This is a genomic window from Porphyromonas pogonae (assembly GCF_036320655.1).
GTDB classification, from domain to species: domain Bacteria; phylum Bacteroidota; class Bacteroidia; order Bacteroidales; family Porphyromonadaceae; genus Porphyromonas; species Porphyromonas pogonae.
Window position 1 is genome coordinate 1,140,870 of record NZ_CP143258.1, and the last position, 22,732, is coordinate 1,163,601.

Here is a 22,732-nt window from a genome sequence, read left to right on the forward strand (position 1 = left end):
ATTCTTGTAGGATATGGGATTGTTTTTAGTGGTTTGATATATTGAATATTAAGTAATCTTATTAATGCTTATAGGAGAGGGTAAAACTACTTTTTTAGTTGTGAAAAATAGCTTATTTGTACAAATTCTAAATAAAAAGTCGATTTTGAAGCTTTTGTGAGGCGATCATCTTGGGGGTATAATAAAGCGATCGTTTTGTGGAGTATAAGATATCTAATATTGTTAATATTACTTCCTTCTTTTTTAATTCTGATTCTATAGGGATGCGATATGGTGCATGTATTTGTATTAACGTGAGTTCGATATAAGGGATAATAGGAATAATAGAGTTTAGAAAGTGTTGTAAATCAGTGTAATTTCTTATGTATTTCATTGCAAAAGTGGTGAATTATTTGTATCTTAGTAGTTGATAATCAATAAGATATAAACAAACAAAACACCACTTTATGAAAACAAATATAGTTGAAATTTTCTGTCTTACCGATGATTTTTCCAAACTTTTCGATACCTTGATTCAGCAAAGAACCCTTTGCGAAGGAAACAAAAAGCGAAGAAATCGCAAGTTTAGGATGTCCGATGCTGAAATCATGACTATTCTGATTCTTTTCCATCATTCGAGGTATCGCGATTTTAAGTCCTTTTATCTTCAATATATTACGCAACAATGTCATTCGGATTTTCCTTCGTTGGTCTCTTACAATCGTTTTGTGGAATTACAAAGCAAGGTGGCATTCAAACTAATTTCATTTCTCAATATGTGTTGTTTGGGCGAATGCACCGGTATCTCATTCATTGATTCCACACCTTTACGCACCTGCCATATCAAGCGGGCACACGGGCATAAGACCATGAAAGGATGGGCCCAAAAGGGCAAATGCAGTATGGGATGGTTCTATGGTTTCAAACTGCATATTGTGATTAACGACCGGGGTGAAATCATTCAATATCAAATCACACCGGGGAATACGGATGACCGTGCTCCACTTAAAGGCGGAACCTTCACGAAGAAACTATTCGGCAAACTTGTTGGCGACAGAGGATACATCTCACAAAGTCTTTTCGATAAGCTCTTCATTGACGACATACACATGATTACGAAGATAAAGAAAAACATGAAAAACACACTGATGAGCCTGTATGATAGGATATTACTCAGAAAAAGAGCCCTTGTGGAAACCGTTAATGACCTACTCAAAAACGTTTGTCAAATAGAGCATACACGACATAGAAGCGTCAATAATTTCGCCATTAATTTGATTGCCGGCATAATTGCCTACAATCTGCTACCCAAAAAGCCGGAATTAAACCTAGAAATCATACACAATCCATCAACCCTCTTAGTACACCACGCTTAGACCGAACTCACGTTGTATTAAAGAAGGATGAGTTTTGCTGCGGTGATAATCTTGCTCATACTGCACTGATTCTCTAATTTTATTATATAGAGTCAGCGGTTTTATCATAATGAGTCAACCATTTCATCCTAATAAGTCAGTTGTTTTATCGTACACGGACAACAAGTTTATCATAATAGGTCTGCAGACTTATTATGATAGGATCGGATGTTATTTAGGGTAACACAATATCGAAGTATCTGTAAATTCGTGAAAAATATGGAAAAGAGTTTGCTCTGAGATATTCCCTCACGGGTTACCTAAGTATATGATGTGATTTAGAAGGATTGGGTATACGCATAGATTTATACATGTGAGTCGCTATCTAATGTGTTAAAAATCCAATAATTATTTATTTGAATAGGTCTCAGTATATGAGAAATATACCCTGAATATGCCTTTTTTATATGATGTTGTATTTAGATAGATCATGATTATTGTAGGGGAAATATATTTTATGATATTAGTTGTAACGCTGTCTTATTACCTTTATTGATACAAAGATAATACATGAAACACCTTTTGTCAAGAGGGCTTGAGCCTCTCGTGAAAGTATAGATATTGTTGTTGGAACCTACTCCGTTTTTGCTTACATTTTGATAGTATGCTTTTCTTTTTGTCATATAAGGAGTAAGTCGATGATAATTTTATTTCTATCTCAATGGTACTATTTCTGTTTAAATAAAATTTGAAAATCCAATCAAGCTGTTAAAATATATGTAATTATTATTACCTTTGTGTTAAAATTTAGATAATTCACAGAGTAGTAATACATATTTTATATATAATGTTTTCTTTTTTAAGGATATGCAAGGTCCTTTCGGCTACAGTATTAGTTGTTATGCTCGGGTTTTCATGCCGCAACCATAAGATTTCAGAAATTGGTGAGTCGGAAAATTCGAGAATTGATACAGCCTTTTTGATAAATGATTGGGTCGGTAATTATCATGTGATGTTGCCTTCAGCCGAATCTCCGGGTGTGTACAGACGTATGGCAATAGCACCTGATAGTACCTTTACGTTATGGACCAAAGCCATTGATCACTTTAGCACAGTCTTGGAACATGGCAAACTTGAATGGGACAATGACTCATCGTCACTGTCACTAAACAATGGCAGTAAATTGTCATTTGTAAAAATAAACGGAGATATTTTTATTGTAGACGGATTGGGAAATAAAACTCTTACAGCGAAGATATCACAAGATGCTGTAATACCCCCCTATGTTTATTCGTATGTTTATAGGTCATCCGACACTCCGTCACCTCTTATCGTACAGTATCATTCGCAGGGCGAAAGCAGATACGTAGAGGTTAGTTTTGACGGACATAAGGAGGTAATGCCTTATGACCATAAGGCGATTGACAAGGATGTATATGTCTTTGGCTACGACAAGCTGGTGGTGGATCCAGACTCCCGAATGGTAGTGTATTACCAGCCTAATAAAAAACGTGAGTTCAGAATATCAAGCCCCGAGCAGAAAAAATACTTAGTTACCAATGCCGAGCTGTTGGAAGCTTTGTACTATGACTATGGGGATATGCACAATGTACTTCTGCTCAATCCTAACGGCAATATATTTATGCTGGATAAGAAAGGGCATGCTGGAGACATCAGCATAGGCAAATTTGTAAACGATTCTATGCAATGGCTCTCCAAGCCTGATAACGGTATACTCAAGCACAACGGCAAGGAGGTAGCATATTTATTGGATAAAAAGCAACAATAATATAAAATCCGTGCGCAAGTAATGGTCGATACAACATCATTATAATAGGTTTTTCTTTTAACTTTGTACGAGAGGGAATAAGGCCATACAATACCTTGTTTTCCTCTCGCATTGTAATATAATCATTGTAAAATCATGAATAATTGGTTTGAGTGCAAAGTCAGCTATGACAAAACTCAGGAGGCGGGTAGCCCCAAAAAAGTAAGTGAAAGTTATTTGGTGGACGCCTTAAGTTTTACCGAAGCCGAAGAAAGGATAACAAAAGAGATTACTCCTTTTGTATCTATGGGAGAGTTTAAAATAGAGAACATCAAAAGAGCTAAAATCTCGGAGATGTTTCTCAATGATGAAGATCAGGACGATAGGTACTACAGAGCTAAGGTGCTGTTTGTTTCCTTTGATGAAAAGAAAGCTGTGGAAAAGAAAACGCCTGCAATGATGATCGTAAAGGCTGCTTCGCTCAATGGAGCTGTAAAAGAACTTATTGCCCAAATGGAGAAGTCATTGGCTACTTATGAAATAGCTGCGGTAAGTGATACCAATATAATGGATATATTTCCATATGAAGTCAAGTCATAGTTTTATAGTAGAGAATATTGACAAGATCAAAGCACAGTTGCCGGCCGGAATAAAGCTGGTAGCTGTGTCAAAGTTTCACCCCGTAAGCTGCATTGTAGAAGCCTATCGTGGGGGACATCGCTGTTTCGGTGAGAGTCGTGTGCAAGAACTTGTATCGAAGTATGAGGAGCTAAAGGATTACTCTGATATCGAATGGCATTTTATAGGCCCCTTGCAGACCAACAAGGTAAAGTTTATAGTGCCCTTTGTATCTATGATCGAGAGTGTGACTTCCTTGCGGCTCTTGCAGGAGATACAAAAGCAGGCCTCTAAGCAAGACAAGGTGATAGATATATTGTTGGAAGTGCATTTGGCTAAGGAAGAAACCAAGTCCGGTTTTGATATACAAGAGCTGGGTAATACAGTAGCACTGATAGTAGATAGTGCAGGTGCATATGCTCATATCCGATTGAGAGGACTCATGACGATAGCTACCCAAACGGATGATGAGGCGGTGGTGAAGTCAGAGTTTGCGACCCTCAAATCACTGTTCGATGAAATGAAAGAGAAGTATCATGAAAAGAATGAAATGTCGTACTTTGATACAGTATCTATGGGAATGAGCCATGATTACAACTTGGCTATTCAAGAAGGAGCCAATGTGATACGAGTGGGCTCTTTAATCTTTGGTGAAAGACAATACTGAGATTTAATATAAATAAACTAATATCATGCGCTGTGTAATTTTCTGTTTAAAAGTGTTATTATCGTAGTGTTTTTCCATTATCTTTGTAAAAAGATGATGAAAGACGTAGTTCTTTGCATTGTAATAATATATGATAGACGGTAGAGTAGCAGCATTAAAAGAATTATTATGACAGATTTATCAACGACTTTTGCCGGATTGAATTTGAAGAATCCGATTATTGCCGCCAGTTCGGGCTTGACGAGAAATCTCAGAAAGATCAAAGAGATCGCTGAAGCAGGCGTTGGTGCGATTGTATTAAAATCTTTATTCGAAGAACAAATTGAAGGTCAGGGCGCTTTGTTGCTCGGTAATACTGATTACCCCGAGGCTTATGACTATATCTCTACCTATGTGAAAAATGATGAAGTAGGTAAATATCTTGAGTTTGTAAAACAAGTGAAGGCTACTGTAAAAGTACCCGTGATAGCAAGTATCAATTGCTATAAATTGGATACATGGGTGGATTTTGCAAGCCAAATCGCCAAGAGCGGAGTAGATGCTTTGGAGATTAATGTAATGAAGCTCGAGACTGATTTATTTTTCGACCCTATCGCAGAAGAACAAGGATATATAGACATTGTACAGAAACTGAAATCTACTGTGCATATTCCTATAATTATGAAGTTGTCCAAAAATCATACGGCTTTAGTGTCTATGATAGATAAGCTTGCTGCCGCAGGACTTAACGGGGTGACTTTGTTCAATAGAAGTTATCAGACGGATATTGATATCAACAAGCTTGAGATGACATCCGGAAATGTGTTTACTACAGCTCATGACATTAGTGATACATTGAGATATACAGGTATTGTAAGCGGTATGGTACCGGAATTGCCCGTGGCCTCGTCTACCGGAGTACACAGCTGGGAAGAAGTGGTGAAATGCCTATTGGCCGGTGCTGCTTGTGTGCAGATGTGTTCTACAATTTACGCTAATGGCCCCAAAGCTATACGTGATGGACTGGATGGATTGAAAATCTGGATGGAAAAGAAGGGTTACAGATCTATCGATGAATTTAAAGGTAAACTCAACGCAGCTAATATACCGTCACAAACGGTTTATGAGCGTATGCAATTTATGAAATACTTTAGCAGTAAAGAAGTATAAGGTTTTTGATTATTAGAACAAGAGAAAAAAGATTATGAAGAAGAACATGATTACTGCCGGCTTATTAGCCGGGGCATTACTCTTTGGAGGATGCGGTTTGAATTTAAATAATGCTACAAAAGGTGGTGCTATCGGAGTAGGTGCAGGTGCTGCTCTTGGTGCCGGTATCGGTAAGGTAGCCGGTAATACAGGATTGGGGGCTGCTATAGGTGCTGCCGTAGGTGGTACTGCCGGAGCACTTATCGGTCATAAGATGGATAAGCAGAAGAAAGAGCTGGAGGCTTCTTTGCCGGATGCTAAGGTGGAGACTATAAATAATGGAGAGGCTATCAGAGTGACTTTTGATAGCGGTATCTTATTTGCTCTGAACTCAAGTGATCTGAACTCATCTTCACGTCAGTCTTTGAGCAATTTTGCCCAAAGTGCCCAAAATAATCCCGATACAAATATTAAGATTGTGGGACATACTGATAATACCGGATCTGATCGTATCAATGACCCGCTGTCTGTGCGTAGAGCCAAGAGCGTGTACTCATTCTTGACGATGAGAGGCGTATCAAGCTCTCGTATGGCATATGAGGGAATGGGTAGCCATATGCCGGTCGAAAGTAATGCTACGGATATGGGACGTAAAGCAAACAGACGAGTTGAGGTTTATATCTTACCGAATCAAAGAATGGTAGAAAAAGCTAAGGCAGGTACATTGAAGTAAAATTTGATTATTTTTGTCTTAAATTATTATTAAAGTGAGATTTTGATGTTATTCAAGATCTCATTTTAGTTTTTAACATTAAGTCTTTTTGGTAATGAAAATGTTTAGATGCTTTGGCTATGGCGTAATCGTACTCTCGACTGTTTTCTTGTTCGCCTCCTGTAAGAATAAGGCTGCGGATAAGGATGCTGTGGTGATGGGTAATGCACAAACTTCGGACTCTGTGGTAAGTGCAAAGTCGACAACAAGTGTTGACCCTCAACTTGCATTCCCCTTACCCGAGATACCGCAGGCTCTTCAGAAGCCTGAGGATAGGGCTATGTTTCTCGTTAATCATTTTTGGGATAAGATGGACTTTAATAATAGGGAGTACTTGAGAAATCCTGAGAAGCTCGAAGTCAGTTTTGCTAATTTTCTGGGCTTGGCGTTGAGTTTACCGTTTGACAAGGTGTCTAAACTGCTTATTGTACCATTGGATAGTTCCAATGGCGAAATGTTGCAATTCTTTCTGGATAATTATAAGAAGTATTTGTATGACGGTAATTCCCCGATGATGAATGAAGACTACTACAGACCTATATTAATGTGGGCTGTAGAGTCTCCGAAAGTTAAATTTGCGGAACAGACCAGATACAAAGAATTGCTTACACTTATCAATAGAAATAGAATGGGAACTGTTGCCACCGATTTTATATATCAAACAACAGAGGGCTCATTGCATCATCTTAATAATGTAAACACGAAGTATACCATGCTGGTATTTTATACTCCCGGCTGTGCAGCGTGCAATAATCTTATCGGACAGTTGAATTCTACTTTGGAGATTAAAGACCTTGTAGATGCTCATAAACTCAGTGTCCTATTTATCTATACGGAAAGTGATGTGCTTGCTTGGAAAGAGTCAGCCAAGATTATTCCACCTTATGTGACGGTGGGAATCGATGAAGATCAGACCATTGTATCGAAGTCTCTTTATGATCTAAAGGCATCTCCTACCATCTATCTTTTGGATAAAAATCTTAAAGTTCTGCTAAAAGACGCTAGATTTGATCAAATTATTAATTATTTTAAGTCTCTCAGTTAGAAAATCACTTTGTTGATTTTGTATTGTAAGTTGTTATGATTTAACGTTTTGTGTTTGTTGCCCGAATTGCTGTTTAACAAATATTAATGAAATTTTTGCTTTTGTGTCAATAACCATTGTGTAATAGAAATAAATGTTTTATTTTTGAACAATAATAAATGATTGGAAGTTATGAACCATAAACAGGTATACAGTTAGGTTATTTGTTTTAAATTTATGATATTGATTCCGATCAAGTAAAATAGCCTAAAGTAAGCTCTAATGAGCCTGGACATTGATTTTGGTTATGTTTATAAGTATTTAAAACATTTGTTATTTAATCAATTTTTAATAATAACAGGCCCAAATTAAATGTCTTTTTAAGAAAAAAAAATAATAATAGAGTCTAAAACTTGCTTGTACAAAGGAAATAGACTATATTTGTAGCGAAAATAAACAGAATATTATTTTTACAACATTTTAAAATTATGAAGGTAAAGTACATGATGCTCTCTTTAATGGGAGCTGTTGCACTCACAGCAAGTGCACAAGAAACGACTGCGCCCGCCGAACTTAATATCCCGGCTCATAAAACCGTATTTGCTCACCCTAACGGTGGCAATTGGTTTGTAACGCTTCAGGGTGGTGCAGGTGCTATGTTTGTTAATGACAACCAAAACGCAAAGTTTGGTGACCGTATTACATGGGCTGCTTCATTAGCCGTAGGGAAATGGCACTCTCCTTATTTCGCATCTCGTGTGCTGGTAAATGGCGGTGAATCTTCTGTATTTACCGGTGCTAATGGCGAAAACAAGTTTAAAAATAATTACGTTGGAGCTCAATATGATTTCATGTTCGACGTAATTAACTATTTCTCTCCATATCGTGAAGATCGTGCATTCCACCTAATTCCTTTTGTAGGTCTTGGTTATGAATACAAATTCAACAACGATAAGGAAAAAATGGGAGCCGTTGAAATCCCTGGCCATGTACATGCTCTTACAGCTAATGCGGGTATCCAAATGTTGTTCCGTTTAGGTCAACGTGTTGATTTAGTATTGGAAGGTATGACTACCTACAATAACTTTAATCTAAGCAAGGGTTATCCTTCTCCAATGTACAATGCTCTTCGTACAACCCTTACTGCCGGTTTGAACTTCCGTCTTGGTAAGACTGGCTTCGAGGTTGTTACTCCTATGGATTATGCATTGATCGAAGATCTTAACAGCCAAGTTAACTCACTTCGTTCTACAAACTCAGAACTTAGACTTCGTCCCGAATCTTGCCCTGAGTGCCCCGAGGTTAAGAGTGTTAAACAATCCTCTATGTTAACTGAAAAGCCTGTATTGTTCCGTCATGGCAAATCTACTGTAGATAGCGATCAGATGATCAACATTTTCGATGCTTCAGAATTCGTTAAGAATAATGGTGGCGAAATAGTAGTTACAGGTTATACTCAAGCTAACGAAAGCCGTATGGCTGGTTTGGCTGAGAAGCGTGCAAAAGCTGTTGCTCAAATCTTGACTGAGAAGTATAATGTACCTTCTGATAAGGTTACGGTAGAATGGAAAGAATCTACAGAGAAGGCTTACGATGCTAAGGGCTGGAACCGTGTGGTTGTAATCCGTTCTAAATAATTAATCAACATTTGAAACATAACAATAGAATATAGCAATGAAAGCAAAACTATTAATAATGGCTATGGCGGCCTCAGCTAGCTGCTTTATGGCCACCGCACAAGAAGAAATCACGGATTCTGTAGCTGTTGCTCAACCCGCTGCTGATGCTGTTGCTGCTACAGGTACTGCTCCCGCAAAGAACGTTGCTTTTGCATATGACGGTGGACATTGGTTCATCGACGTACAATGGGGTGCTGGTATGACTTTCTTCGGAAATAACCGTGGCGCTGCAAAGAATGACAATCTCAAATTCGGAGACCGTCTTAGCTGGACTAATCCTACTTTGAGCATCGGTAGATGGCACAATCCTTATTTTGCAACTCGTGCTCAGTTGATGGGTTGGAATATCTATGACCACAGCTATGAAGGTGGTAAAACTTACCAAAGAAATGAGAACTATTTCATCGCAGGTCACTATGATTTCATGTTCGATGTGATTAATTATTTCGCTCCTTATCGTGAAAATCGTGTTTTCCACTTGATTCCTTGGGTAGGTATGGGTGTTGCTTATAACTGGCAGACCAAAATGGCCGATGGTACAAAAACCGACCCTGAGCGTTTCACTCCTATGTTGAATGGTGGTTTGATGCTTAAGTTCCGTCTCTCTCGTGCTATCGACTTCAACATTGAAGCTCAAGCTGCTGTATCTCGTTTCCACTTCAGAGGCACAAACAATGCAGAGTCTAAATCAGACGTTAATGGCTTCTTGACTGCAGGTCTTACTTTCAACCTTGGCAACAAGACTTGGGAAGAAGTAGTTCCTATGGATTATGCTTTGGTTAACGACTTGAACAACCAAATCAATACTCTTCGCGCTGAAAACGAAGAATTGAGCAAGCGTCCTGTTTCTTGTCCTGAATGTCCTGAAGCTGTTGCTGGCGAAAACATCACTGTAGGTAACGTTGTTTACTTCCGTATCAATAGCGCTCACATCGATGCTAACCAAATGATCAATATCTACAACACTGCTGAATACGCTAAGAACAATACCGAAACTATCACATTGGTTGGTTATGCTGACCGTGACACCGGTACTGCTGAATACAACTTCAAGTTGTCTGAGCGTCGTGCAAAAGCTGTAGCTGATGTGCTCATCAAGAAATACGGTATTTCTGCTGATCGTATTAAGATCGACTGGAAGGGTTCTAACGAGCAACCTTATAGCGAAAACGTTTGGAACCGTATCGTAATCATGAATGCTGAGAAGTAATATTCTTCTTATCATCTGATAAAATCATAAAGGAGACTTTCGCAAGAGAGTCTCCTTTTTTATTGTATGGTAATCATGATTATTTACACAACATGAGACTGTTGCAAAAGTCAACAGTCTCATGGATTTTGGAGGCAAAGCCGACAAAAGACACTTTGACCGGGCAGAGAAGGTAGAGTGCAAGGCGCTAAGAGTGAGTGCACAGGGAGTTTACTTCCGGTAAATGACCAAGCGCGAATCTCGCAAGCAACGAAGCAATTTACCTGCTATGCAACGGTCTCAACTTACTTAATTTGCTATTAAGATTTTTTGGAATAGTATCACAACTGTACCGATATCCGACTAAATCGTTCATTTCCTTTTCTTCATCTTCCCCCCCCCCCGGGAACAAAAGGCATAAAACGACGTATCATGAGTACACGTAATTCGAGCATCTTACCCCTTGCGATTATTCGACGACTGCTGTTATTACTAACATAGCCCTCCCATTTTTATAGAACTCACGTTCTTCTTACATCGAAATCTCTACAATCAGGTCCTTCAAGTGCTTTAATCTTTGTGGGTAAATCCTCGAATCCTAAATAATTCCCTTAAATTGTACTTGTGTAAGTTTCATAATTGTTATTCTTTTTTCGTTCAAAGAACTAAGATAACATTCTTGTCCTTAAACACTTTGGGGTACAGTACTGATTTTATCTCTTAATTCCTCCCGTTTTTAGTGACGTTACATTTGTCATAATTAACCTTAATTCCATCATATAACTTATGAGTCGCAAAAGCTTATTCCTTTTCATAAGTATTCTTACTACTTATCAGTCGTCTCATCAGTATCACATACCAAAAAGTTATATCTCTGTCATGTTTCCGTATTACTTTATCTCCATTTATAAATTATAAATGCCATTTTTACATAATTACTCTTTTATGGGGAGCCTTTGAGGTCATAACTACTCAATTTAAGGTATTGAGTCATGGTACGGGTTATAGTACATTTGTAATGTACAGTTTTTATATATGATTTTTTATTGATGTTTATTATTTGGGATGCTACATTGTCCCTTTTGAAATGAAAGTACTCAAAACAAAGAAATTATTATAACAAAAAGAAAATATTATGAGTCTTACAAACTTCTATGACGACGGCAGTATGTATATCATTCAAGGAGTGAATAATGCCCAGTCATTTTTTGGAAACTATTCAAAAGAGACAAGTGATTTAAGTGATTGATTATGTTCGTGTATTTTATCGTAGAGGGCTCCCTGGTTTAGGGGAGCTCTCTTTTTATATGTAGCAGGTGTGGTGTAGTGATTGCCATGGTTTATTATTAGTTCATGTTTCATGGATGAGCTCGTGCCCATTTATCTTATAGTATAATACTATTTCTTTCAAGCCCTATGCAGTCTTCTAGAGGCATCATAGCATTAATGAGAAAAATTCGATCCGCAATCTTAAGATCATCTACGGTTAGATCCTTGCAGACAATCTGTCCCGTTGATATTAGGTGTTGTCTTTGCACTCCTTCCAATAAGGGGCGGGAGGGCGTTATCAATTTCCCTGCTATTTCTATGATTAGGTTAGAATATGTTGTATCTGTTAGTAATCCGTTGCGCACTATAATTGCTTCCTCGTTTTCGTTCAGTATATGTGTTATTTTCTCTAATTCAGCCCTGTCAGCACTTTTAAGACTGTAATGGATCTCATTATCCACAACGATTCTAAGCGTATCTATTTTGCGTTTCACATATTTTGTGAAGCTGATGTCACTTATGCCTTTCTCGTGATAAGTTATTTTGCATTTAATATTATCACCTTCAATATCATTAGGGCATATCTCTAATAGGTTGGGAATTGCAGGCACCTCTCTCCAATGCAAATATTTACCGGTACGCACCATCCTCTCTTGGTGCAGATCCCGAAGTTCTACTGTATTCTTGTCTCTTACCCTTATTGTTTCAATGAATAAGTCTTTCATTTCTTTGCTTTACTCGTGTGTAATCCACTATTTGGTCTACCATTTATCCTTATGAACTATTTGTGACAGCTCCTTTCTCCTTTTAGTTCTATGTTTATCAAGGGAGTACCCCAGTGTGATATTCAGAAGAATCTTTTTGTTCTCCGGCAATCCCAGTATTTGGTGCAGTTCCTTTTCGTCAAACCATCCTTGTATGCAGCTGCCAATCCCTTCTGCAGTGGCAGCGAGGGTAAGGTAAGCAGCTGTAATGCCTATATCAATGTGTGGGAAATGTACCCCCTGTTTTCGTCCTCCTATCTTTGATAGTAGTATTGGCTTTTCTTCAATTATTAATATATGTGCCGTAGCGTCATGTGCAAAGTTATTAAATCGTAGCACTCTACCACTGCAACAATCTGCTACCCTCCGTCTCTGCTCTTTTTCTGTGACTAATATGAAGCCCCAGGGTTGGCCGTTGTTGGCTGAGGGAGCCATACGACCGGCTTCGAGTATACGCATGAGTACCTCTTCCGGTATTTCTCGTTCAGGATCGTACTTTCTGTCGCTTTGCCTACTATTAATGAGGTCATAGAAATAAGACTTTTCCATATTATATATTTTTTTTAATGAAAAAACTCCTCTGTTATGTCACTTATGAACAAAATCAGAGGAGTCGCAATTCTTTCTCGGGGAATGAGAGTTAGCAATACTGTTGCATTTTGCTAAGATATTTGCCTACAATGTCAAATTCTAAGTTTACCACAGAGCCCTTTGTTATGTTGCAGAAGTTAGTATTGTCGTGTGTATAGGGTATTATTGCTACTTGGAAGGTGTTCAGTTTTGAGTTGCATACTGTGAGGCTCACCCCGTTTACGCATACTGACCCTTTCTCCACGGTCATGTATCCCTGCTTTGCCATCTCCTTGTTCAGTTCATATTCGAAAGTATAGTACCAGCTTCCGCCTGCTTCTTCTACATCCGTGCAGATCGCTGTCTGATCCACATGCCCCTGTACAATATGTCCGTCAAGTCTACCACCTATCATCATACTTCTTTCCAGATTCACCAAGTCTCCTACTTTTAGTAGTCCTAAGTTAGATCTTTCCAGAGTCTCTTTGATAGCAGTCACTGTATATGTGTCATCTGTTTTACTCACCACAGTAAGGCATACACCATTATGAGCTATACTTTGATCTATACTCAAGTCTTTCACAAATGAACATGTCATTGTGATATTCAGATTTTCATTCTCTTTTTCCAGCCCTGTTACACGAGCGTATTCTTCAACAATTCCTGAAAACATATATATTGGGTTAATTAATTTATACAAACTTACTAAAAAGCATCTTAATTGCCTTTGTGATTTTGAAATTTCATCATTGTGTCTTTATTCGGTTTCTATATTTAATAAAGTGTAATTTATTTCCCAAGATGAGAAAAGCATTATTTCTGCGGTTTAGGGATGGCTTTGTATTATCATATAGGGTTGAGGGGAGTGGTATCATTTTGTCAGTTTAAGGGGGGGCATTGTGATTGTTGGATTTGTGATGTTTTGTGAGGGATTAGTGGGTCTTGACAAAGGGCCGTTTTGTGTTGTATCTTTGTTGTTGTGTGGGGGCTGTTTTTTTTTGCGAATTGCTTTATGGGAAGGGGGTGCGAATTACAAATGGGCTAATGATGAACAATGAACCGATTATGTTTACAAGCAAATTACGACTGATTTTTATATAAGCATGGGAATATATGGCGTATGATTGGGTAATATATTGCAGAGAAATCGGATAAATTCAGACCTATAAGTCTATATACTCATGAATTTCGTGGGTGTATCCTCTCTCTCTCTCTCTCTCTCTCTCTCTCTCTCTCTCTCTCTCTGATAGTTCAGCATTTATCCCCTTCAGATATTCTGATATAAGTGCCTTAAGTACATTGCGTGAGCCATGCATGATTATCAGACTGAGCCGTTATATTATACTGTAGTTGGAATTCCATCGCTCATTGGAGTAGGCTCCGATAGTATATATTATACATTATATTATACTATGGTTGAATTCGGTTTCATCCCATATCCCTTCTCCATTATCCCTTTCAAAAGGCTTATTTCACTTATCCTCCAACTTCCGCATTTCACATTTCACTTTTTTCTTTCCTGTCTTTTAGCCTTCAAAATTCATCGTATACGGATAGCTGACCTATGCTATACGGACAATTGACTTATCGTACACGGACGGCAGACTTATGTACACGGACGGCGGACTTATCCTATACGGATGGCAGACCTCTCCTCATCGAATTTGATCTATCTGCATTCTTTTGTTTTGTTTTTGCACCCGGTTAAATAGTCGCCCCTTAAAATCGTGTTTATTTTCTGATATACAGCAAATTGCACTCTTCTATTCTTTGATAAATCTGCAAGTTTTTGTATCTTTGGATATAGAAACTTGCAGATTTTTTTATGATACGCCCTACTCAAACAGTTCAATCTCTGTTCTCTTCGCTGGACGATTTGCTCAACCAGCAACATCCTCTGTATAAACTTTCCCATAAAATCGATTGGAAAAGGTTCGAAGAGGCTTTTTCTTCCTTGTATTGCCCTGACAATGGTCGTCCCGGTAAGCCTATTCGTTTAATGTGTGGTCTTTTAATTCTCAAGCATTTGCGCAATATTTCAGATGAATCTGTTGTAGAACAATGGAGTGAGAACGCTTATTTTCAATATTTTTGTGGCATGCAGGAGTTTACACCTTCCTTTCCCTGCAATGCCTCGGAACTGGTTCACTTCCGCAAACGTATCGGCGAAAGAGGGATAGAGCTTATTCTTGCAGAAAGTATTCGTGTGAATGATGACAAAAATGATAAGGATCACCACGATACCGCTTTTATAGACTCCACCGTGCAGGAAAAGAATGTGACCTATCCTACAGATGCCAAGTTGCATAAGAAGATAGTAGGCAAGGTTCTCAAAATCGCAAGGGCTCTCAATCTACCCATTCGTCAAAGCTATACTTTCGTATTGAAAAGAATTTATCGGGATCAACGTTTTCGCAACCATCCCAAGAACCGTAAGAAAGCTCTTAAAGCGGATAAACGGTTACGAACAATAGCGGGACGTTTGGTTCGGGAACTTAAACGAAACCTAGGTAGTAACAGGGAGTACGACAAACTCATTTCCCTCTTTGAAAGGATTCTTTCGCAACGGCGTAATTCCACTCAAAAGATTTATTCTCTTCATGAACCGGATGTTCAATGCATCAGTAAAGGTAAGGAGCACAAAAAATATGAGTTTGGAAACAAAGTCTCGATTATACGCTCCATGACGGGAGTGATTTTGGGAGCCTCTTCTTTCCGTAATGAGTACGACGGACATACCATAGAGCAAAGCCTCGATCAGGTGAAGAGACTCACGGGAGAAAGGATTAAGAAACTGGCCGGAGATAGAGGTTACCGTGGAAAAAAAGAAATAAACGGTACGCAGATATTGATTCCTGACACTCCAAAAGCTAAAGACAGTTATTATCAACGTAAAAAGAAGCATCGACTTTTCTGCAAGCGTGCAGGAATAGAACCAACTATCGGACATTTAAAATCAGATTATCGCTTGGGACGTAACTTTTACAAAGGGCTCTTCGGGGATGCTATCAATGTAATGTTAGCTGCAGCGGCATATAACTTCAAAAGAGCCATGAAGCTTCTTTTGTACCTAATAAACAAAATCAGCGAAACACTCCCAATGGAGAGGATTGCGCTGAAATGTGCTTTTTAAGGGACGACTAAATAAATTGACGATAGAGGTAGGGTATTTTATGATTGTGCAATAAATGCACATTTTACCGCTTCTTGATTTATTAAGGTCTTTCTTCACCCCGAAAAAAGGCGTTGGAAAGATGATTCTTATTTAGACTTTGTATAAATAAGCTTAGTTTTTTAACTAAAAACACTGCGATTTGAGGGAATCCTATAGCCAACGCAAAAACTTTAGTTATGGGAATTCCGGCATTTTACTCTCTGACGGTAGTCTGTGCCGCACTGCCCCAATTCTGTCATTCTGTCAAAATGGAGCTCACATGCACATTCATCATACACCATATATACCCGCCATCTATATATATGTATTGATTGATTTCCCTCCTTAGCCCGTGTCGACATAGGGAAATACGAATCCTTCCACCCTAGTAAACTCCTATAAAAACAGCTAATCCCTTTTAGCCGATTGGTGAGCTATGCCTATTTGTGCTGTCCCAATCTCCTACAAAAACAGCTGAACGAGCTCAACTGGACTCTCCACTCCTCGCCAATTCACCCTCACTCCCCGTCGCTTCGCCCCATTGTCACGCCACTTGCCGGGGATTGTGGCCACCTATTCCCGTTGACTTCGTTGTTTTTGGATATTTCACTGTTTCTCCATAAGTCTGTGGAGTAGTGGTTTGACATATTTTAACAGAATAAACACTCAAGAAAGTTTGGATTGTAATAAAAAAGGGTCTACATTTGCACTCACAATTCGAGCGGGATTGTATGAATCGACTTCTGATGGATGTATGCTTCCGAATAATTCTTTAGGGCTTTGAGCACTATCGGATAGAGAGGGGGGTGTCACTGAAGTAGGCAGGTTTTTAAGGACCTGTTTTTTTGTCCTTGGCTGTACGGGATTTCGTGCGGGAGGTTAGGGTTGCTCTTATATATGTATGAGGCGATCCTGAGGAAAAGGGGAAAGAAGAGAGAGGCGTTTCATGAGTACAATTAAGAAAAGGGATGAGGATGATTTTGATTCCGTAAGGGTGGTTGTTTTAGACTGCTCTACACCGCATCAAAAAAAACTTTCGAAAAAATTTGGAAGTAATAAAACATTTTCTTTACCTTTGCATCCGCAAACAAACGGAAGCGGTTTTCGCCAAGAGACACCGCGGGAAAGAAAAAGAAGTTTGTTTTGAATAAAAAGAGAAAAAAGAGCGATCTTTGAGATATTTCATATTGAAACGAAAAGTGTAGTACAAGTAAAAAAGAAACGTTGGTTTATCAACAAAATATCCAACCGTCAAAAACAATAACTTTATACAGGCTACAACTTAATAAATCGAGAACTGATAAAGCAAGATTCTTTAGAGCGAAAAACAGAAACAAACAAAAACAAATATAACATTGAAGAGTTTGATCCTGGCTCAGGATGAACGCTAGCGACAGGCTTAACACATGCAAGTCGAGGGGCATCGGGGAGTAGCAATACTCTGCCGGCGACCGGCGCACGGGTGCGTAACGCGTATGCAACTTACCTTACAGAGGGGGATAACCCGTTGAAAGACGGACTAACACCGCATATTCTTATATTATCGCATGATAGAGTAAGGAAATATTTATAGCTGTAAGATAGGCATGCGTCCCATTAGCTAGTTGGTAGGGGTAACGGCTCACCAAGGCAACGATGGGTAGGGGAACTGAGAGGTTTATCCCCCACACTGGTACTGAGACACGGACCAGACTCCTACGGGAGGCAGCAGTGAGGAATATTGGTCAATGGGCGAGAGCCTGAACCAGCCAAGTCGCGTGAAGGATGAAGGTCTTATGGATTGTAAACTTCTTTTGCGGGAGAATAACGGGCGCTACGAGTAGTGTTATGAATGTATCCCAGCGAATAAGCATCGGCTAACTCCGTGCCAGCAGCCGCGGTAATACGGAGGATGCGAGCGTTATCCGGATTTATTGGGTTTAAAGGGTGCGTAGGCGGCTTTTTAAGTCAGCGGTGAAAGGTTCGGGCTCAACCCGGACATTGCCGTTGAAACTGGGGAGCTTGAGTATGGATGAGGTAGGCGGAATGCGTGGTGTAGCGGTGAAATGCATAGATATCACGCAGAACTCCGATTGCGAAGGCAGCTTACTAAGGCATTACTGACGCTGAAGCACGAAAGCGTGGGTATCAAACAGGATTAGATACCCTGGTAGTCCACGCAGTAAACGATGATTACTGGGCGTATGCGATACAATGTATGCTCCTGAGCGAAAGCGTTAAGTAATCCACCTGGGGAGTACGCCGGCAACGGTGAAACTCAAAGGAATTGACGGGGGCCCGCACAAGCGGAGGAACATGTGGTTTAATTCGATGATACGCGAGGAACCTTACCCGGGATTGAAATGTAGACGATAGGGGATGAAAGTCCTTTTCCCTTCGGGGCGTCTATGTAGGTGCTGCATGGTTGTCGTCAGCTCGTGCCGTGAGGTGTCGGCTTAAGTGCCATAACGAGCGCAACCCACATTGGTAGTTACTAACAGGTAAAGCTGAGGACTCTACCGAGACTGCCGGCGTAAGCCGTGAGGAAGGTGTGGATGACGTCAAATCAGCACGGCCCTTACATCCGGGGCGACACACGTGTTACAATGGTGGGGACAAAGGGCAGCTACCTGGCGACAGGATGCGAATCTCCAAACCCCATCCCAGTTCGGATCGGAGTCTGCAACTCGACTCCGTGAAGCTGGATTCGCTAGTAATCGCGCATCAGCCATGGCGCGGTGAATACGTTCCCGGGCCTTGTACACACCGCCCGTCAAGCCATGGGAGTCTGGAGTACCTAAAGTCCGTAACCGCAAGGGTCGGCCTAGGGTAATACAGGTGACTGGGGCTAAGTCGTAACAAGGTAGCCGTACCGGAAGGTGCGGCTGGAACACCTCCTTTCTGGAGACTCTTAAAGAAAATAATGCTTAAGGTCACGCTGCTTTGAATAATATTAAAGTAGTAAAGTGCTTGATAAGCTAAAATAGATTGTATGCTGGTAAGCTATAAAGGTATTGCAAAAGAGAGACAAGTGTTGGGTATTACAACTAAAAGGGGATAGGCCGGATGTAACTGATTTACGGTCTACATTTTTCGGGACGATATGATATCATGCGAGAAACCATCTCGAATGAGAAACCGGGGATAATAAATAATAAGGAAGCCGAGCAGAAAGAGAGAAAAGGATCATTGCTTTTAAGTGACAAATAAGCAGTGTTTTCTAATTAATCCAAGCATTCCGTATATATTTAAGGATACACGCCCCAGCAAAGAGATTGAACAGCATAACGCAGTCCTATAGCTCAGTTGGTTAGAGCGCTACACTGATAATGTAGAGGTCGGCAGTTCAACTCTGCCTGGGACTACACCTTAGGGAGCTTTATAGGAATAAAGCATATATACGGGGGATTAGCTCAGCTGGCTAGAGCACCTGCCTTGCACGCAGGGGGTCATCGGTTCGAATCCGATATTCTCCACGTATGTTATCTGATGTTCTCACTGAGATAAGGGGGAAATTAAGATAAAAGCGATCATTGACATAGTTAAAAAGAAGACATTAAAAAAACAACAAAACATAGAGCAAATAAAAAAGCTAAAGTATACTAAATCCGTTTAATTTCGTAAGAGATTATACGGACGGCGCAAAATTAGTTAAGGGCAGACGGTGGATGCCTAGGCTCTCGGAGGCGACGAAGGACGTGATAAGCTGCGAAAAGCTGCGGGGATCGGCACATACGATTTGATCCGCAGATATCCGAATGGGGCAACCCGGCATGTAGAAGACATGTCACACTACCTAGTAGTGAGCGAACGTGGGGAACTGAAACATCTAAGTACCCATAGGAGAAGAAAACAAAAGTGATTCCCTTAGTAGTGGCGAGCGAACGGGGAACAGCCCAAACCGTTATTGTTTCGGCAATAGCGGGGTAATAGGACTTCGATTTACTTATAATTGATTGATAGGAGAACGGATTGGAAAATCCGGCCGAAGAGCATGAAAGCTGCGTATCCGGCATCAAGAAATTAGGTTAGAAGTATCCTGAGTAGCGCGGGACACGAGAAATCCTGTGTGAATTAGCGGGGCCCATCCCGTAAGGCTAAATACTCCCGAGAGACCGATAGTGAACCAGTACCGTGAGGGAAAGGTGAAAAGAACCTCTAACAGAGGAGTGAAATAGACCCTGAACCCGTCTGCCTACAAGCGGTCGGAGCATCGATAAAGATGTGACGGCGTGCCTTTTGCATAATGAACCTACGAGTTACTTGGGCCGGCAAGGTTAATCGTCGCGAGAGACGAGGAGCCGTAGCGAAAGCGAGTCTGAATAGGGCGTAATATAGTCGGTTTGAGTAGACGCGAAACCAAGTGATCTACCCTTGGTCAGGATGAAGGTCAGGTAACACTGAGTGGAGGTCCGAATCGGTAAGCGTTGAAAAGCTTTCGAATGAACTGAGGGTAGGGGTGAAAGGCTAATCAAACTTGGAGATAGCTCGTACTCCCCGAAATGCATTTAGGTGCAGCCTTTGATGTTTCTTGTATGAGGTAGAGCGACTGATTGGATGCGAGGCTTTCACCGGCTATCAAGTCCAGATAAACTCCGAATGCGTACAAGTCATAGTCAAGGAGTGAGGGCATGGGTGCTAAGGTCCATGTCCGAGAGGAGAAGAATCCAGACCACCGGCTAAGGTCCCGAAATAACCGCTAAGTTGAACAAACGAAGTCAGAATGCAAAGACAGCTAGGATGTTGGCTTGGAAGCAGCCATTCATTTAAAGAGTGCGTAACAGCTCACTAGTCGAGGATTCCGGCGTGGATAATAATCGGGCATAAGCGGTTTACCGAAGCCGTGGGATGTAATAAAACATCGGTAGGGGAGCATTCCGTCGACGTCGAAGGTAATGGGACAACCATTGCTGGAGTTTACGGAAAAGCAAATGTAGGTATAAGTAACGATAAAGGGGGTGAGAAACCCCCTCGCCGAAAGACCAAGGTTTCCTGATCAACGCTAATCGGATCAGGGTCAGTCGGGGCCTAAGGATAAGTCGAAAGGCGATTCCGATGGACGAACCGGTTAATATTCCGGTACTGATAATAAGAGCGATGTGGTGACGGAGAAGTGATAGTCCTGCCATCTGACGGAATAGGTGGTTAAAGGGTGTAGGAGTTGATCGAGGTAGGCAAATCCGCCTTGAGATCCGAACCTGACAGTACACGGAGTGCATGCACGAAGTGAAATGGATGTAAACAGGCTCCCAAGAAAACCCGCTAAGCATATTTTATTAACACCCGTACCGTAAACCGACACAGGTGGTTGGGTTGAGTATACTAAGGCGCTCGAGTGAATCGCGGTTAAGGAACTAGGCAAAATAGTCCTGTAACTTCGGGAAAAAGGACGCCTCTCTCCGGAGAGGCCGCAGAGAATAGGCCCAGGCGACTGTTTAACAAAAACACATGGCTATGCAAAATGGAAACATGCAGTATATAGCCTGACACCTGCCCGGTGCTGGAAGGTTAAGAGGAGATGTCATCCTTAAGGAGAAGCATTGAATTGAAGCCCCAGTAAACGGCGGCCGTAACTATAACGGTCCTAAGGTAGCGAAATTCCTTGTCGGGTAAGTTCCGACCTGCACGAATGGTGTAACGATCTGGGCACTGTCTCAACCGCGAGCTCGGTGAAATTGTAGTATCGGTGAAGATGCCGATTACCCGCAACGGGACGAAAAGACCCCGTGAACCTTTACTATAGCTTTACATTGTATTTGGGTAACAAATGTGTAGGATAGGCCGGAGACTATGAGTCGGGTACGCCAGTATTCGAGGAGTCACTGTTGAAATACGGCCCTTTTGTTATTTGGGTTCTAACTCTGTTTTCAGAGGACATTGTATGGTGGGTAGTTTGACTGGGGTGGTCGCCTCCAAAAGCGTAACGGAGGCTTCTAAAGGTACCCTCAGGCCGATTGGTAACCGGTCGCAGAGTGTAATGGCACAAGGGTGCTTGACTGGGAGACAAACAAGTCGCACAGGTAGGAAACTAGAGCATAGTGATCCGGTGGTTCCGTATGGAAGGGCCATCGCTCAAAGGATAAAAGGTACTCCGGGGATAACAGGCTGATCGCTCCCAAGAGCTCATATCGACGGAGCGGTTTGGCACCTCGATGTCGGCTCGTCACATCCTGGGGCTGGAGAAGGTCCCAAGGGTTGGGCTGTTCGCCCATTAAAGTGGCACGCGAGCTGGGTTCAGAACGTCGTGAGACAGTTCGGTCTCTATCTGTTGTGGGCGCAGGAGATTTGCGAGGCTCTGACACTAGTACGAGAGGACCGTGTTGGACGGACCACTGGTTTATCGGTTGTACCGCCAGGTGCATAGCCGAGTATCTAAGTCCGGAAGAGATAAGTGCTGAAAGCATCTAAGTACGAAGCTCGCCTCAAGATTAGATCTCCATATAAGGGTGGTTATAGACTATGACCTTGATAGGCTGCAGGTGTAAAGGCGGTAACGTCATAGCCGAGCAGTACTAATAGCCCAAAATATTTACGCAGTGCTAAGTAAAAAGTAGTATATCTGAAAAGTTCAAAACTAATCAGAGAGAGATACATCTTTATAGAAAGCATTTAGTGTATTTTGGCTTTACGATTATTAGCTCGATAAAAATGTATTGGTTGAGTTTTTAATTCTTCTTTTTTAACGATGTTATTTAGAGATATTCAGGCGGTTATAACGTCGGGGTTCCACCTCTTCCCATTCCGAACAGAGAAGTTAAGCCCGATCGTGCCGATGGTACTGCGTCACAGTGGGAGAGTAGGTAGCTGCCGTTTTTAC

Annotated in this window: 14 protein-coding genes, 2 tRNA genes and 3 rRNA genes; 16 read left to right on the forward strand and 3 right to left on the reverse strand. The window is 40.9% G+C overall.

The window, feature by feature from the left end; all coding sequences use genetic code 11:
- Window positions 1-446: 446 nt before the first annotated feature.
- The 9 genes from VYJ22_RS04370 to VYJ22_RS04410 all read left to right on the forward strand — a co-directional run bounded on the left by VYJ22_RS04370 (window position 447) and on the right by VYJ22_RS04410 (window position 10,200).
- A complete protein-coding gene (locus VYJ22_RS04370; RefSeq protein ID WP_159036305.1) occupies window positions 447-1,355 on the forward strand; it encodes an IS982 family transposase in 909 nt (302 codons plus the stop codon).
- A gap of 880 nt (window positions 1,356-2,235) precedes the next feature.
- Window positions 2,236-3,123 carry a copper resistance protein NlpE N-terminal domain-containing protein gene (locus VYJ22_RS04375; RefSeq protein WP_329905278.1) on the forward strand — a complete coding sequence of 296 codons (888 nt, stop codon included), beginning with the start codon at window positions 2,236-2,238 and terminating at the stop codon, window positions 3,121-3,123.
- Between the two features lie 135 nt (window positions 3,124-3,258).
- The gene (locus tag VYJ22_RS04380; RefSeq protein ID WP_329905281.1) at window positions 3,259-3,702 is read left to right on the forward strand and encodes a DUF4494 domain-containing protein; all 444 of its coding nucleotides are present in this window, start codon (window positions 3,259-3,261) and stop codon (window positions 3,700-3,702) included.
- The gene (locus tag VYJ22_RS04385) at window positions 3,686-4,387 is read left to right on the forward strand and encodes a YggS family pyridoxal phosphate-dependent enzyme (protein WP_329905282.1); all 702 of its coding nucleotides are present in this window, start codon (window positions 3,686-3,688) and stop codon (window positions 4,385-4,387) included. Before VYJ22_RS04380 ends, VYJ22_RS04385 begins: the two co-directional genes overlap by 17 nt.
- Before the next feature lie 168 nt (window positions 4,388-4,555).
- Window positions 4,556-5,536 (forward strand): dihydroorotate dehydrogenase-like protein, encoded by a 981-nt coding sequence (locus VYJ22_RS04390; RefSeq protein WP_329905284.1) that lies wholly within the window; start codon window positions 4,556-4,558, stop codon window positions 5,534-5,536.
- Between the two features lie 34 nt (window positions 5,537-5,570).
- Complete coding sequence (locus VYJ22_RS04395; protein ID WP_329905285.1) at window positions 5,571-6,248, forward strand: OmpA family protein; 678 nt, start codon at window positions 5,571-5,573, stop codon at window positions 6,246-6,248.
- A 94-nt stretch (window positions 6,249-6,342) separates the two neighbouring features.
- The gene (locus tag VYJ22_RS04400; protein WP_329905287.1) at window positions 6,343-7,332 is read left to right on the forward strand and encodes a DUF5106 domain-containing protein; all 990 of its coding nucleotides are present in this window, start codon (window positions 6,343-6,345) and stop codon (window positions 7,330-7,332) included.
- A 467-nt stretch (window positions 7,333-7,799) separates the two neighbouring features.
- Window positions 7,800-8,948, forward strand: coding sequence for an OmpA family protein (locus VYJ22_RS04405; RefSeq protein ID WP_329905289.1), 1,149 nt, complete (start codon window positions 7,800-7,802; stop codon window positions 8,946-8,948).
- Window positions 8,949-8,985: 37 nt separating this feature from the next.
- Window positions 8,986-10,200, forward strand: a complete 1,215-nt coding sequence (locus VYJ22_RS04410) for an OmpA family protein (RefSeq protein ID WP_329905291.1) — start codon at window positions 8,986-8,988, stop codon at window positions 10,198-10,200.
- Window positions 10,201-11,564: 1,364 nt separating this feature from the next.
- On the opposite strand, the gene VYJ22_RS04415 is transcribed toward VYJ22_RS04410, so the two are convergent.
- From VYJ22_RS04415 to VYJ22_RS04425, 3 genes are all read right to left on the reverse strand, one after another.
- A complete protein-coding gene (locus VYJ22_RS04415; RefSeq protein WP_329905292.1) occupies window positions 11,565-12,173 on the reverse strand; it encodes an aminotransferase class IV in 609 nt (202 codons plus the stop codon).
- Between the two features lie 36 nt (window positions 12,174-12,209).
- Window positions 12,210-12,761, reverse strand: coding sequence for a nitroreductase family protein (locus VYJ22_RS04420; protein ID WP_329905293.1), 552 nt, complete (start codon window positions 12,759-12,761; stop codon window positions 12,210-12,212).
- A 91-nt stretch (window positions 12,762-12,852) separates the two neighbouring features.
- Window positions 12,853-13,455 carry a riboflavin synthase gene (locus VYJ22_RS04425; protein WP_329905295.1) on the reverse strand — a complete coding sequence of 201 codons (603 nt, stop codon included), beginning with the start codon at window positions 13,453-13,455 and terminating at the stop codon, window positions 12,853-12,855.
- A 1,152-nt stretch (window positions 13,456-14,607) separates the two neighbouring features.
- Here VYJ22_RS04425 and VYJ22_RS04430 point away from each other — a divergent pair.
- From VYJ22_RS04430 to rrf, 7 genes are all read left to right on the forward strand, one after another.
- The gene (locus VYJ22_RS04430; RefSeq protein ID WP_329903374.1) at window positions 14,608-15,915 is read left to right on the forward strand and encodes an IS5 family transposase; all 1,308 of its coding nucleotides are present in this window, start codon (window positions 14,608-14,610) and stop codon (window positions 15,913-15,915) included.
- 967 nt (window positions 15,916-16,882) lie between these two features.
- Window positions 16,883-17,083, forward strand: a complete 201-nt coding sequence (locus VYJ22_RS04435; RefSeq protein ID WP_329903671.1) for a hypothetical protein — start codon at window positions 16,883-16,885, stop codon at window positions 17,081-17,083.
- A gap of 205 nt (window positions 17,084-17,288) precedes the next feature.
- Window positions 17,289-18,816: ribosomal RNA gene (locus VYJ22_RS04440) — 16S ribosomal RNA — on the forward strand.
- A 390-nt stretch (window positions 18,817-19,206) separates the two neighbouring features.
- Window positions 19,207-19,280 (forward strand) — tRNA-Ile (locus VYJ22_RS04445).
- Window positions 19,281-19,317: 37 nt separating this feature from the next.
- Window positions 19,318-19,391, forward strand: a tRNA-Ala gene (locus tag VYJ22_RS04450).
- A 163-nt stretch (window positions 19,392-19,554) separates the two neighbouring features.
- A 23S ribosomal RNA gene (locus VYJ22_RS04455) occupies window positions 19,555-22,452 on the forward strand.
- A 165-nt stretch (window positions 22,453-22,617) separates the two neighbouring features.
- Window positions 22,618-22,728, forward strand: a 5S ribosomal RNA gene (gene rrf, locus VYJ22_RS04460).
- The 16S, 23S and 5S rRNA genes sit together here with 2 tRNA genes alongside, the layout of an rRNA operon.
- Window positions 22,729-22,732: the final 4 nt, after the last annotated feature.